Annotated in this window: 14 protein-coding genes; 5 read left to right on the forward strand and 9 right to left on the reverse strand. The window is 69.5% G+C overall.

Annotated features, from left to right (window positions below; translation table 11 throughout):
• Positions 1-38: 38 nt before the first annotated feature.
• The 3 genes from AB0K21_RS07825 to AB0K21_RS07835 form a co-directional block, all read right to left on the reverse strand.
• Entirely contained in the window at positions 39-731 is a 693-nt protein-coding gene (locus tag AB0K21_RS07825) for an SUMF1/EgtB/PvdO family nonheme iron enzyme (RefSeq protein ID WP_343962828.1), read from the reverse strand.
• A gap of 108 nt (positions 732-839) precedes the next feature.
• Positions 840-1,556: an NIPSNAP family protein gene (locus tag AB0K21_RS07830; protein ID WP_343962825.1), complete on the reverse strand. Its 717-nt coding sequence runs from the start codon at positions 1,554-1,556 to the stop codon at positions 840-842.
• A gap of 65 nt (positions 1,557-1,621) precedes the next feature.
• The gene (locus AB0K21_RS07835; RefSeq protein WP_343962823.1) at positions 1,622-2,044 is read right to left on the reverse strand and encodes an Rrf2 family transcriptional regulator; all 423 of its coding nucleotides are present in this window, start codon (positions 2,042-2,044) and stop codon (positions 1,622-1,624) included.
• Positions 2,045-2,246: 202 nt separating this feature from the next.
• On the opposite strand from AB0K21_RS07835, the gene AB0K21_RS07840 reads away from it, so the two are divergent.
• Positions 2,247-3,158, forward strand: coding sequence for an alpha/beta hydrolase (locus tag AB0K21_RS07840; RefSeq protein ID WP_364148670.1), 912 nt, complete (start codon positions 2,247-2,249; stop codon positions 3,156-3,158).
• 130 nt (positions 3,159-3,288) lie between these two features.
• On the opposite strand, the gene AB0K21_RS07845 is transcribed toward AB0K21_RS07840, so the two are convergent.
• From AB0K21_RS07845 to AB0K21_RS07870, 6 genes are read right to left on the reverse strand one after another with little or no spacing between them, the layout of a single operon-like run.
• Positions 3,289-4,047 (reverse strand): enoyl-CoA hydratase-related protein, encoded by a 759-nt coding sequence (locus AB0K21_RS07845; protein ID WP_343962819.1) that lies wholly within the window; start codon positions 4,045-4,047, stop codon positions 3,289-3,291.
• A gap of 39 nt (positions 4,048-4,086) precedes the next feature.
• On the reverse strand, positions 4,087-4,620 hold the full coding sequence (locus AB0K21_RS07850) for a hypothetical protein (protein WP_343962817.1): 534 nt from the start codon (positions 4,618-4,620) through the stop codon (positions 4,087-4,089).
• Complete coding sequence (locus AB0K21_RS07855; protein ID WP_364148673.1) at positions 4,617-5,864, reverse strand: FAD-dependent oxidoreductase; 1,248 nt, start codon at positions 5,862-5,864, stop codon at positions 4,617-4,619. The genes AB0K21_RS07850 and AB0K21_RS07855 overlap by 4 nt, the downstream gene beginning before the upstream one ends.
• Before the next feature lie 6 nt (positions 5,865-5,870).
• Complete coding sequence (locus AB0K21_RS07860) at positions 5,871-6,065, reverse strand: ferredoxin (protein WP_343962813.1); 195 nt, start codon at positions 6,063-6,065, stop codon at positions 5,871-5,873.
• Between the two features lie 21 nt (positions 6,066-6,086).
• Positions 6,087-7,304: an aromatic ring-hydroxylating dioxygenase subunit alpha gene (locus AB0K21_RS07865; protein ID WP_343962811.1), complete on the reverse strand. Its 1,218-nt coding sequence runs from the start codon at positions 7,302-7,304 to the stop codon at positions 6,087-6,089.
• A 60-nt stretch (positions 7,305-7,364) separates the two neighbouring features.
• A complete protein-coding gene (locus AB0K21_RS07870) occupies positions 7,365-8,702 on the reverse strand; it encodes a nucleobase:cation symporter-2 family protein (protein WP_343962809.1) in 1,338 nt (445 codons plus the stop codon).
• 377 nt (positions 8,703-9,079) lie between these two features.
• Here AB0K21_RS07870 and AB0K21_RS07875 point away from each other — a divergent pair, with 377 nt between their 5' ends.
• The 4 genes from AB0K21_RS07875 (at position 9,080) to AB0K21_RS07890 (ending at position 12,850) form a co-directional block, all read left to right on the forward strand.
• Positions 9,080-9,799, forward strand: coding sequence for an aspartate/glutamate racemase family protein (locus AB0K21_RS07875; RefSeq protein WP_364148676.1), 720 nt, complete (start codon positions 9,080-9,082; stop codon positions 9,797-9,799).
• 8 nt (positions 9,800-9,807) lie between these two features.
• Entirely contained in the window at positions 9,808-10,755 is a 948-nt protein-coding gene (locus AB0K21_RS07880) for a polysaccharide deacetylase (protein ID WP_343962805.1), read from the forward strand.
• Positions 10,752-11,447: a GntR family transcriptional regulator gene (locus AB0K21_RS07885; protein WP_343962803.1), complete on the forward strand. Its 696-nt coding sequence runs from the start codon at positions 10,752-10,754 to the stop codon at positions 11,445-11,447. Before AB0K21_RS07880 ends, AB0K21_RS07885 begins: the two co-directional genes overlap by 4 nt.
• A 134-nt stretch (positions 11,448-11,581) precedes the next feature.
• Positions 11,582-12,850 carry a DUF1116 domain-containing protein gene (locus AB0K21_RS07890; RefSeq protein WP_364148678.1) on the forward strand — a complete coding sequence of 423 codons (1,269 nt, stop codon included), beginning with the start codon at positions 11,582-11,584 and terminating at the stop codon, positions 12,848-12,850.
• Positions 12,851-12,853 lie beyond the last annotated feature (3 nt).

Genomic DNA, 12,853 nt, shown 5'->3' on the forward strand with positions numbered 1-12,853 from the left:
CTCATCAAGGGCGTTCACGGACACAGCCGAGCCCCCGCTCACCGCGATCGGGCGAGCCGGAACCCCAGGTCGTCGATGCGGAAGGTCGGGTGACTCTTGCGGCGGCATGACGCCCGGCATCCCCGGGGACGGTCGTACAGACCTCCGCCCCGGAACACCCGGTACGGGCCGTAGACCTCGGGATCGTAGACGTCCCAGCACCACTCCCACACGTTGCCGATCATGTCGTACAGCCCCCACGCGTTCGGTGCCCTGGTCCCGACATCGTGCACCTCGCCGCCGGAGTTCCCGCGGTGCCAGGCGATCTCGTCCAGCTCCCCGTAGCGCACGCCGGAGGTCCCGGCCCGGCACGCGTACTCCCACTCCGCCTCGGTCGGAAGGCGGTAGCCGTCGGCCTCCCGGTCGCGGACCACGTCCTGGCCGTCGGGGTCGTCGCCCGTCGAGTAGCAGGGACCGAGCCCCGCCGCTTCGGAAAGCAGGTTGCAGAACCGGACGGCGTCCATCCAGGAGACCTCGGTCACCGGCGTCCGCGGCCCCGCCGGACTCGCGGGCGCCTCGCCTCGGACGGCGCGGTACAGCTCGCGGGTCACCGGATGCGGCGCCAGCTCGAAGGCCCCGACCTCGACCTTCCAGATCGCCTTCGTGCCCTCGTCCCGCAGGAAGATGTTCCCGGCGGGGATTTCGACCATGTGCTCGGCGACCGTTCGGCGCGGTGTCGACTCAGGGCTCATCGCAGGTCCTGTTCCACTCGGCTGGTCCGGGTGAACGACATGCGGATACACCCGTTCGGGAACGCTACCAGGCGCCCCGCTCGAGCCTCATCCGAGCGCGACCGCGTCTCAGCGCAGCAGCGATCGCGCGGTGGGTGCCAGCCGGAGTCGCCGAGGAGCGCCGGTGAGCGTTTCCGACAGTTCCGGGAGCACCCGATCGTGCCAGGTGCGCGAGCGGGCCAGCCGCTCCTGGTGATCGGCGAGTTGGTCGGGACCGGTGAACCGGGAGAACCACACGAAGACGTTCTCCCCGGTGCGGACCGGCAGGGCGGGGAAGGTGTTCTCGGCGTACTCGGTCCGCAGGCGGGCCAGCGGTCGTGCTCCGGTCTCGGCCAGCACCGGTCGTACGGAGCGGTCGAAGAAGTCCACGAAGGCGTCGTCGAACGGCCGGTCGCGGTGGTAGATCGTCGCGGTGACGATCGACGGCGGCGCGGCACCGCCGACCGGAGGTCGCGCCGATGCCGGAAAGTCCGCTCCCGAGCGCAACAGCAGCACGTCATCGGAGTCGATCATCGTCGCGTTGGCCCGGTCCCGGTTCGCCTTCCAGACCGGACCGCCGTAGAAGGAGCGCAGTGCCTCGGCCCGGCGTTCCATGTCGGGGAATCCGCGTAGCCAGACGAACCGGTTCGGGGCGTCGAGGTCGCGGAACTGGCCGATGACGGTCATCCCCGCCGCCTCCTGGGACTCGATGAACTCCCTCTCGAAGAGGTCGATCAGCACATCGCGTCCCCCCTCGTGCAGGGTGTACTGCCTGAGCTCGACGATCGGGTATCGGCAGTTCTCCACCGGCGAAGATCCTTCCGTGTCGCTGGAACGAACATTGTTGCTACTGAGGGCATGCGTCATCGCGCCTACAGGCAGTCCCGCAGCACATCGGCGATCGAGGTGCGACCGAGTTCGCGGCGCAGGCTCTGGTCGGCCCGCTCGTAGACCACGCCCAGCACGGGCCGGATGCCCCGGCCGATCGGGCACTCCAGGTTGGGCTCGGTGTGGTGCATGGCGAAGAGCGGTTCTCGCTCCACGGCGTCGTACACCTGGAGCAGGGTGATGTCCTCAGGTGCGCGGGCCATGCTCCAGCCGGCCCCGGCCCCGTGACGGACCTCCACCAGGCCCGCCCGGCGCAGATCGCCGAGGCTGCGCCGGATGATCACCGCATTGGTGTTGACGCTGGCGGCGACCTGCTCCGAGGTCAGCCACTCCTGCCCGCGCCGCTGGGCGAGCGCGATCCAGGTCAGAGCGTGTACGGCGATCGTCAGCCGGCTGTTCGCAGCCATCGCCCTCCTTATTGTAACAACATATGTTACATCCAAACGGCCGACGCCGAACCGGATGCCGGGTGAAGGAGCCGGGCGCGGGCAGGCGCGGCGGTGTCGGCGACCGCGCTCGCGGGGGCCGGGAGGGGTTCACGGTCCGAGACCGGGGCGGCCCCGCCGGGGGACGAAAATCGGATGCGGACAGGGGGTGCTTGCGGGGAACATGGGGCCTGTGAGTGTGCGTATCGACGATCCTGTCCGGCTCGGTGAGAGCCGGCTCCCCGACGGTCGGCTGCTCGGCTGGGCTGAGTGGGGCGCACCGGACGGCATCCCGGTGCTGCTCTGTCCCGGGGCGGCCACCAGCCGGTGGCTCGGTTTCGGCACGGATGCCGTCGACGAGCTCGGAGTGCGTCTCGTCTCCGTGGACCGCCCGGGACTCGGCGTCTCGACCCCCGCACCCGGCCGGACGTTCGCCGACTTCGCCGAGGACGTCCGCCGTCTCGCCGAGCTGCGCGGGCTGGGATGCCCGGCGGTGGTCGGCAGCTCGCAGGGCGCGCCGTTCGCGCTCGCGTGCGCCGTCGAGGGGATCGCCGCGGCGCTGGCCATCGTGTCCGGCGCGGACGAGGTCGCCGCGCCGGAGTTCGCCGAGATGCTGCCCGCGGAGCTGCGCGGGCTCGTCGACCGGGCCGTGCACGATCCGGACGGGGCGGAGGAGTTCTTCGCCGGCTTCGGCGCGGACGCGATGTGGGACATGGTCATGGCCGGGAGCCCGGCCTCCGACCTGGCGGTGTATCGGGATCTGAGGTTCGGGGCCGCCTACCGCAGGGCGCTGGACGAGGGGTTCGCCCAGGGAGCGGCCGGTTATGCCCGTGACACCGTCCTGGCCATGGGGCGATGGCCGTTCGACCTGGGGAGGATCACCGTTCCGGTCGACGTCTGGTACGGCGAGCAGGACACCGGCCACTCCCCGGACCGGGGAGCGACGCTCGCCGCCCGGATCCCCGGCGCGGTACGGCACCTGGTGCCGGAGATCGGCGGCGCGGTGCTCTGGACCCACGCCGAGCCGATCCTCCGCTCCCTTGTCGGGAATGTGGCCCAGGAGGTCCCGGTGGAACGGCGGGCGCGCACCCGCTAGGGTCTGCCGCGCGCCGGCCTTTGCCCTGATGGGCCATCGTCACGGCGCGTGGCGACCTCACCGGCGACGAGTGGTCCCTGCGCCGACGTCACATCCGGGCCGGGGGCGCCGGTACGGTCGGCCCGCGGATTCAGTCGCCGGTGAAGTCGGGCCGGCGTCCTTCCTGAATCGAGGCGAAGCCTTCGCGGAGGTCCTGGGTGCCGAACATCAGTTGGTAGCCCCGGCGTTCCAGGGCGATGCCGGCCTCGAAAGAGGTGTCCAGGCCGAGGCGTACGACCTCCTTGATCTGCCGTACGGCCAGGCGTGGGCGGGAGGCGATCAGCGCGGCCAGTTCCACGGCCCGGTCGATGGCGTTTCCTTCCACCACCTCGGAGACGTAGCCGAGCCGGTAGGCGTCGGCCGCGCTCAGGGGGGCTCCGGTGAGGAGGGCGTACATCGCGTTCTGCCGTCCGATGGCGCGGGGCAGGCGCTGGGTCGCGCCGCCGCCGGGTACCAGGCCGATGGTGACCTCGGTCTGCGCGAAGCGCGCGTTCTCCGCCGCGATGACGAAGTCACACTGCAGGATGAACTCGTTGCCACCGCCGAACGCGTCTCCGTTCACGGCGGCGATCACCGGTTTGCCGCTGTACCAGAACGCCTGGTGGGTGTAGGCGCGGATCGCGCCCACCACGTCGCGGCCGGCCTGTTCGTTCAGGTCGGCGCCGACGGCGAAGACGGTGTCGCCACCGGTCAGGACGATCGCGCCGATGTCGTCGTCCTTGTTGAGGGTGTCGACGGCGGCGGCGAGCAGCTCACGTACCTCGGTGTTGAGCGCGTTGCGCACCTCCGGCCGGTTGAGCCGGACGATCGCGACGCCGTCGCGGGGCTTTTCGATCTCGACGACTGCCATGGTGGCCTTTCTGATGGCCCGATCACGGGCGGAGGGGTGTCAGTGGTGGGACTCGAAGGTGTCCATGTTCGGGTTGTTCCTAAGCCTTCCGAAGATCTCGGAGCCGTTGTTGATCCAGTGCGGGGACTCGGGCGTGCCGGTCGCGCCGTCGAAATCGGCGACGCCGATGAAGCAGATCATGAACCAGATCAGTTCCGCCGCGAACATCTCCGGGTGCTCGCGCGGGATCCGCCCGCCGACCCGTCGGGTCCACTCGGTCATGGCCGTGTCCAGGTCGATCCGGAAGCCCAGTGTGGTGTCGGGGATGTCCGTGTCGTGGAAGGTCACCAGGAGCCGGTCCTTGCCCTCCTCCTTCGTGTGGGTCACCCCCTCGAAGGTGAACGCGGGCCAGAAGGGCCGGTCGTGGAGGTACTCGTCCTCGGTCGGCGAGTGCGAGGTACGGCGGTTGGTGCGGTAGCGGTCGCTCAGCAGCGACCACATGTTGTCCCGGATCACCCCGAACAGCGCGGTGTCCTCGGCTCGGCCGCCGTCATGCGCGTGCGTCGTGCCGTCCCCGGCGGGATTGCCGTTCACGTTGCGTACGCTCCCTGGCTCGTCATTCCTTCGGACTGGATACGCGCCTTCATCCGCATCACCGCACGCGGCGCGTTGACCCCGGCCGCGGCGACGACCCGGCCTTCCCGGAAGTAGGTCGCGAACGGGTACCCGGCCGCCCCGGCCGTCTCGACACGGACCTCGTCGTAGCCGCGCGCGTGGCCGACCATCTGGTACTTGAGCCCGTACTGGTCGGACCAGAAGTACGGCACGTCCGCGAACGCCGAAGGTTCCCGGCCCTCCTGCCCGGCCTGCCAGCTCTCCACGGCGTGCCGCGCCTGGGCCGACGCGTTGCTCCAGTGCTCGACCCGCATCCGCCGCCCGAACAGGGGGTGCCTCCAGTTGGCGACGTCCCCGGCCGCGAAGATGTTCGGCCGCGCGGTGCGCAGGGCCTCGTCGCAGCCGAGACCGTCGGAGAGGTCGAGCCCGCCGCCTCTCAGCCAGTCGCAGGCGGTCACCGCGCCGAGCCCGAGGACGACCAGGTCGGCCGTGGTCTCCCCGCCGTCGTCGAAGGTCAGGACGACCGGGCCGTCCGGCCCCGCCGCCGACAGGCCGGTGACGGTCGTCAGCAGCCGGGTCGTGACACCGTGGGCGTGGTGCTGGTCCAGGCAGAACCGCCCCAGCTCGGCGTCGAACACGGGCTCCATCGGCAGCCGCCCCTGCACGACCAGTTCCACCGGCAGTCCGCAGGACCGCAGCGACGCGGCCATCTCACTGCCGACCAGGCCCGCGCCGACGACCACCGTGCGTGGCCGCCCGGCCAGCCGCTCCCTGATCCGCTCGGCGTCGGCGAGGGTTCGCAGGCAGTGGACCCCCGGCAGCCCCGCGAACCCCTGCGGTACGCGGGCGCGCATCCCGGTGCAGACGAACAGGGCGTCGAAGGGGATCCATTCGCCGTCGGACGGCTCCTCTCCCGCCCCCGTCTCACGGGTGACCAGCACCCGGTCCGCGTCCGGGTCGAGCCGCGCGCACACCGCGCGGTCCGCGATCCGCAGCCGCAGGCCGTGCTCCTTGGGGGCCGGCAGGCGGATCTCGTCGCGGGTGACCTTGCCCTGGATGAGTTCCTTGGACAGGGCGGGCCTGGAGTACGGGGCCGTACCTTCGGGGCCCCGTACCCAGACGACTTCGCCGGTGAAGCCGCGCCGGTCGAGTTCGGTGACCACGGTGTGGCCGGCGAGCGAGCCGCCGGCCACCACGATGGTCTTCGAGGTGTTGCCCACCACGGTCGCTCATTCCTCCAGGGTCAGGGCGAGGACCGGGCAGGAGGTGATCGACTGCCGGACCCGGGCGTGGACGGCCGGGTCGTCGGGGATCTCGTCCACGATGTGCAAAGTCAGGTCGTCGTCGATGTCGAAGACCTCGGGGGCGATGCCCATGCACACGCCGTTGCCGTCGCACAGGTTGCGGTCAACAGTGAGTTTCATGTCGTGTCCTCATACGGGTTTTCAGGAGGCGGTCGAGGGCGCGAGGGCGCTGTCGGCCAGGTCCACGTAGTCCTGGTAGCGCTTCAGCAGCCACTGGTTGAACTGGAGGAGCGACTCCTCCTGGTAGGAGTAGCGGCCGGGGCGGCGGAAGCGGGAGCGCATGCCCTTCTGCAGGGAGGCGTCCGAGCTGGCGTCCTGCTGGTGGAAGAGGACGAGACCATCCTGGGCGATCTTGTAGAGCTGTTCGAAGCGGGGGTGTTTGGTGGACTCCTCCGGATACAGGTGGCCGATGCGCAGGTTCATGTGTTCGGGCCCGTCCGGCAGGACGAGGTAGTAGAACAGGCCCTCCGGCACCGCCCCGAAACCCAGGTTCGGCGGGATAGACGCGAACATGACCTGGTTGCGTTCCTTCTCAGTGAGTGTCGGGATCACCGGGAGCAGGGCCTTGGTGGTCGGGTTGAAGCCGGCGTCGGCGTGGTAGAAGCCGGTCGGGTGGTAGATCGCGCCCTCGTCGGGGCTGATGTCGGCGAAGCTGGTCAGCCTGACGTGCGCGAAGTCGTGCAGCATGCCGTGGAGGTAGGCGCTGTGGTACGGCTCGATGCCGTTCTCCAGCTGGGACTTCCAGTTCCAGTTGTTGCCGCGCAGTTCGGCCACCGGCATGCTCACCATCTCGCCGATGTGGTAGTTCTCCAGTTCGGCGGTCAGTTTGGTGAGCGTGGGCGCGAGCGGCTTCGCGTCCGGGTCGAGGTTGGTGAAGACGAAGCCGTTCCAGATCTCGACCCGGTGCGAGGGCAGGTAGGCCTCTCCCTTCAGGTTCTTGAGGCCGATGGTGTCGTTCATGGACGGCGCCGCGATGAGGTTGCCGTCCAGTCCGTAGGTCCAGGCGTGGAAGGGACAGCGGAAGAGTTTGCCGGTGTTCCCCGACCCCTCGCACACCAGGTGGGCCCGGTGCGCGCAGATCGGACTGAGCACCCGGATCTCCATGTCCTTGCCGCGGACCATCATCAGGGGTTCGTCGCCCATGTCGACGCGCACGAAGTCGCCGGGCTTCGGGATCTCGTCGACGCGGCCGAGGCACAGCCACTGCCGCATGAAGATGGCCTCCTGCTCGAAGGCGTAGAACTCCGGATCGACGTAGCACTCGCGGGGAAGGTTCCATCCGGTGGCCATGTCGCGGGAGCCCTCTTCGATGACCTTGAGGATCCGCCGGAGGTGTGTTGAAACGGGCGCCTGACCCATGATGATGGTGCTCCTTAGGGCTTCTGCGATAGGTGTGAGACGACGCCGGGGGCGTGGGAGTCACACCGTGTTGTCGGTGCTCTCCTGAGCGCCGTGACTTTTGCCGGCCTCGGTGGCCGGTGTGCTCTTGCGGACCAGCAGGTGGTTGAAGAGCAGGTTGAGCAGCAGCGCCACCAGCACGGTGGCCGTGATGGCGCTGCCGAGGATGAACTGCGCGTCCTGGTGGAAGTTCTGGTAGATGGCGGGCACCACGACCGGCAGCATGCCGACGCCGAGGGCGACGGCGACGATGAGCAGGTTCTGGTTTCCCTCGAAGTCGACCTTCTGCAGCATCTGGATGCCCACGGCCGCGGTCATCGCGAACATCACCAGGCCGGCACCGCCGATCACGGGTCCGGGCAGGCTGGCGACGACCTCGCCGAGTTTGGGAATGGCTCCCATGATCAGCAGCAGAATGCCGGTGACCGTGATGACGTAACGGCTTTTGACCTTGGTCAGGCTGATCAGCCCGACGTTCTGCCCGAACGTGGAGTCCGGCACGGAGTTCATGAATCCGGCGAGCACCGCGGCGAGGCCGTCGGTGGCCAGGCCCCGGGCCATGTCCTTGTCGGTGACCTTCTTGCCGACGGCGTCGCCGATGGCGAGAACGCACGCGGTCATCTCGCTGAAGACCACGATCATGGCCACGCACATCGCGATGATCGGGACGACCCGGAATTCCGGCGCGCCGAAATGCAGTGGAGTGGAGAAGCCGAACCATTTGGCGCCGGCCACGGACGAGAAGTCGCCGAGGCCCATGAACCAGGCGATCACCGCCCCGATGACGAGGCCGAAGAGCACCGAGACGTTGCGGGCGAACCCCTTGAACAGGCGGTTCACCAGCACGATGATCACCACGACGGCGAAGGCCAGCAGGATGTACCGCACGCTCGCGTAGTCCGCCGCGGCCGGATCGGAGCCGATGATCAGATCGGCACTGACCTTGATCAGCGAGAGTCCGATGATCGTGATCACACAGCCGGTGACCAGGCTCGGGAAGAACCTCAGCACCTTGGAGAACGGCCGGGCGACCAGGATCCCGAAGACGCCGGCCACGATCATCGAGCCGTACATGGTCGGCAGGCCGTACTCGGAGCCGATCAGGATCATCGGGGTGAGGAAGGTGAACGAGGCGCCCGCGACCACCGGCATCCGGATGCCGAAGAAGCGGGTCAGGCCGACGCTCTGGATGATGGTGGCGATTCCGGCCACCAGCAGGTCGGCGTTGACGATCAATGCGATGGTGTGCGTGTCGAGTTTCAGCACCGCGCCGAGCACGAGCGGAACAGCCACGCAGCCCGCGTACATGATCAACATGTGTTGCAGGCCGAAGAAGAACAGCTGGGGGACGGGCAGCACTTCGTCTACCGGGTGGCGATTCGAAGCCGCTGGCTGGGGGGCGCGGACGGTAGGTGACACGGCGGTCTCCTGGGCACTGAGTGGAACGAGCCCTGGTCCCTCCGGCGGCGTCGACAAGGCCAAGATCCGGAGCTATGGGCAGGCGTGTGCAATACCTGCGTGAGCAGGAATCCTCGCTGCTCCGACGATCGAGGTCACCCGTCGAAGAGCCGGTTCAGTGGGTATCCGGTAGTGCGGTATATGGAGATTAAGGGCGACCCATATCACTGTCAACGACTTGTTTTCCTGCGGACCACTTCTTAGGATCCTGTATACCGTATCCCCAATTCGACCCCCTGAGCGGAGACATAGTGCAGCCGACCGCCCGGCGGATAGGCATGATCACCCCGTCTTCCAACACCGTGGTGGAGCCCGTGACCGGCGAACTGCTGACCTCCCGGCAGGACGTCTCGGTCCACTTCACCCGGCTCCGGGTGACGAGCATCAGCCTCGATCCCGCCGACACCGGCCAGTTCGGCCAGGACTCCTTCACCGACGCCTCACGCCTCCTCGGCGACGCCCGCGTCGACGTCGTCGCCTGGAACGGCACCTCGGGCTCGTGGCTCGGCCCCGGCCGGGACGAGCACCTGTGCCGGGCCATGGAGCAGGTCACGGGCACTCCCGCGACGACCTCGACGCTGGCCGTCCTGGAGGCGCTGCGGACCTTCGAGGTCCGGCGCCTGGGCCTGCTCACGCCGTACACCCGGGACGTCGGCGACGCCATCGCCGCGCACTACGCGGAGCATGGCCTCCCCGTGCACGCGGCCCGCCACTTCGGCCGCACCACCAACTACGACTTCGCGCTGACCACGAGCGCGGAACTGGACGGAGCCTTCGACGAGCTCGCCGCCGCGGACTGTGACGCCGTCGCGGTGGTGTGCACCAACCTGCGCGCCGCCCACCTCGCCGCGGGCTGGGAGAACCGGACCGGCGTCCTGGTGGTCGACAGTGTCGCGGCGACGCTGTGGCAGACCCTCGGACTGGCCGGGGACACGACACCGATCACCGGGTACGGCCGGCTGCTCGCCGGCCTGCCCGCAACCTCCAGGCAGAGATGAGGAACGCCATGGCCAAGGAAATCAAGATCCTTATCGGGGTCGACGTCGACGCCGTCGCCGGCTGGCTCGGCTCCTACGGCGGTGAGGACTCGCCGAACGACATCCAGCGCGGGGTGTTCGCCGGCGAGGTCGGCACCCCGCGTCTGCTCCAGCTCTTCGAGCGGTACGGCCTGCGGACCACCTGGTTCATCCCGGGCCACTCCATCGAGACCTTCCCCGTCGAGATGGCGGCCGTCGCCGACGCGGGACACGAGATCGGGGCGCACGGCTACTCCCACGAGAACCCCATCGACATGTCCCCGGAGCAGGAACGGGACGTGCTCGGCCGCTGCGTCGAGCTGATCCGGCGCCTGTGGGGACGCCCGCCGCGCGGCTACGTCGCCCCCTGGTGGGAGATGAGCCGCGACACCCCGGCTCTCCTCAAGGAGTACGGCTTCTCCTACGGTCACTCGCAGAACTACAACGACTTCCACCCCTTCTACGCCCGGGTGGGCGACGAATGGACGAAGATCGACTACAGCCGCCGGGCAGAGGACTGGATGAAGCCCCTCCAGCACGGCACCGAGGTGGACCTCGTGGAGTTCTGCGGCAACTGGTACGTCGACGACCTGCCGCCGATGATGTTCGTCAAGAAGTCCCCCAACAGCCACGGCTTCGTCAGCCCCCGCGACGTCGAACAGCTGTGGCGCGACCAGTTCGACTGGGTCTACCGCGAGTTCGACTACGGGGTGTTCCCCGTGACGCTGCACCCCGACGTGTCCGGGCGGCCCCAGGTGCTGCTGATGCTGGAACGGCTCTTCGAGAGCTGGCTCGACCTGCCCGGGGTCGAGTTCACCACCTTCGACGCGGCGGCCGACGACTTCCGGCGGCGTTATCCTTTCCAGGGCACCGAGCGGCCGGCACCGGTCGGCGGTGGTCCGGGACCGAGACGGAAGACCGGGGGGACGGCCCTGTGAGCAGGCAGGCGGACGCGTCGGGCTCGTTCGACATCGACGCCGACTACAAGCCGCTCAGGGACCGCGTCCGCGACGAGTTGCGCCAGCGCATCATCGACGACGTGTACCCGGCCGGCACGCGGCTCGTCGAGACCGAGATCGCGGCCCAGCTCGGGGTCTCCCGGCTGCCGGTGCGCGAGGCGATCCGGGCGCTGGAAAGCGAAGGGTTCGTCAGGACGATTCCCCGCCGCGGCGCGGTCGTCGTGGAGCTTTCGGCGCAGGACGTCGAGGAGTTGTTCGACGTGCGCGAGGCACTGGAGGTCCTGGCCAGCCAGCAGGCCGCGACCCAGGCCACCAAGGCCGAGCTGCGGCGGGTGAGGGGCATACTCGCCCGCGGCCGCAAGGCGCTCGACGCCGGGGACCGGGTCGCGCTCGGCAAGGCCAACGAGGCGTTTCACGACGAGATCCTGAAACTGTCGCACAACAGCCTGCTCCAGACCGTGCTGGAGCCTCTGCAGGGGCGCCTGCACTGGCTGCTGCGGCAGACCGGCGACCCGCACGACCTGTTCGAGGAGCATTCCGCGTGGTTCGAGGCGATCGCCTCGGGCTCGGCCGATCTCGCCGCCGAGCATGCGCGCAGGCACGCCCGGCTGAACCGCGAGATCGTACGGACGCTCCTGGCCGAGCGGCAGCACCAGGCTCCGTCGGCCTGAAGCCCCCACGACCTCCGCGGCGCCACCTGGGCCTCGCCGCGTAGCGCGGGTCCCCGTCGCGCCCTCTCACCCCACACGTCGCTCCGCGATGCCGTGATCTCTTTTTCGCATTCCCACCGACCAGGAGCAGCACCATGTCCGATCCCACGCGGGCGACCCTCGACGCCCTGAACGGCACCGACGTCCGGCTGCGTCACGTCTGCAAGGCACGCGACGCCACCGACCAGGTCGGGCCGAGGCGATTCCTGCACGCCGGGCCGCCGATCGAACTCGCCGACATACCCGGGCCCATGCGGGGCGCGATCATCGCGGGCCTGCTGCTGGAACGGCAGGCCGGGTCGGCCGCCGAGGCCGAAGCGATCATCGATTGCGGCGAGGTGAGCATCAGCCCCTGTCACGACGCGAACGCCGTCGGGGCGATGGCCGGGATCATCACGCCGAACACCCCCGTCGTGGTGGCCGAGGCCACGGGTGGCATCAGGACGTTCTCCCCGCTGAACGAGGGCGTCGGCGGGGCCATGCGCTACGGGTCGTACGACGAGGTGACCCTGGCACGGCTGCGGTGGCTCGGCGACGTGCTCGCCCCGGCCCTCGACGCGGCCCTCCGGCGCTCCGACCCCCTCGACCTGCTCGCCCTGGTGGCCGAAGGGCTGCGGCGCGGCGACGACTGCCACAACCGGCTGGTCGCGACCAGCGCGGCCCTGCTGGTGACGCTCACCCCGGGCCTGCTGCACGCTCCCTTCGGTCGCGAGGACATCGCGAAGGTGGTCTCGTTCATCGCCGGCAACGGGCACTTCGCGCTGCCCTTCGCGATCTCCGCCGCCAAGGCGGTCACGCTGGCCGCCGGCGGGATTCCCGGCAGTCCGATCGTGACGGCCATGGCGAGCAACGGACGGGAGTTCGGCATCCGCGTCAGCGGGCTCGGCGACCGCTGGTTCACCGTGCCCGCCCCGATCGGCGACCCGGTCCTGCTGGAGGGGGCGACCCTCGACGACGTCACCCCGACCATGGGCGACTCGATGATCTCCGAGACCGCGGGCTTCGGCGCCTTCGCGATGACCGCGGCGCCGGCGATCATGTCCTTCGTCGGCGGCGACACGGCCAGGGCTCAGGAGATCACCCGGAGCATGCGGGAGGTGTGCGCCGGGACCAGCGGGCGTTTCCTCATCCCCGCCGAGGACTTCCGGGGAACGCCGCTCGGCATCGACGTGCACAGGGTGCGCGCCACCGGCATCGAGCCCGTCATCAACAACGGCCTCGCGCACCGGGAGCCGGGACGCGGGCGGGTCGGCGCCGGGATCACCCCTGTTCCGGTGGAGCCGTTCGCCGCGGCGAGCCGGGCGCTGGAGGAGACCGCTCCCGAACGGGTCGGCGCGGCGGACGAACCGGGGCGCCACGCGTGAGCG

The organism is Streptosporangium sp. NPDC049248 (assembly GCF_040678965.1).
Classification (GTDB): Bacteria; Actinomycetota; Actinomycetes; order Streptosporangiales; family Streptosporangiaceae; genus Streptosporangium; species Streptosporangium fukuiense.

What these genes read in the sequence shown, in the direction of transcription:
- AB0K21_RS07840 (WP_364148670.1), top strand. Translation starts at nt 2,247, where the DNA reads ATGGGGCCTGTGAGTGTGCGTATCGACGATCCTGTCCGGCTCGGTGAG.
- AB0K21_RS07865 (WP_343962811.1), bottom strand. Translation starts at nt 7,304, where the DNA reads ATGGGTCAGGCGCCCGTTTCAACACACCTCCGGCGGATCCTCAAGGTC.
- AB0K21_RS07860 (WP_343962813.1), bottom strand. Translation starts at nt 6,065, where the DNA reads ATGAAACTCACTGTTGACCGCAACCTGTGCGACGGCAACGGCGTGTGC.
- AB0K21_RS07845 (WP_343962819.1), bottom strand. Translation starts at nt 4,047, where the DNA reads ATGGCAGTCGTCGAGATCGAAAAGCCCCGCGACGGCGTCGCGATCGTC.
- AB0K21_RS07890 (WP_364148678.1), top strand. Translation starts at nt 11,582, where the DNA reads ATGTCCGATCCCACGCGGGCGACCCTCGACGCCCTGAACGGCACCGAC.
- AB0K21_RS07880 (WP_343962805.1), top strand. Translation starts at nt 9,808, where the DNA reads ATGGCCAAGGAAATCAAGATCCTTATCGGGGTCGACGTCGACGCCGTC.
- AB0K21_RS07835 (WP_343962823.1), bottom strand. Translation starts at nt 2,044, where the DNA reads ATGGCTGCGAACAGCCGGCTGACGATCGCCGTACACGCTCTGACCTGG.
- AB0K21_RS07875 (WP_364148676.1), top strand. Translation starts at nt 9,080, where the DNA reads ATGATCACCCCGTCTTCCAACACCGTGGTGGAGCCCGTGACCGGCGAA.
- AB0K21_RS07825 (WP_343962828.1), bottom strand. Translation starts at nt 731, where the DNA reads ATGAGCCCTGAGTCGACACCGCGCCGAACGGTCGCCGAGCACATGGTC.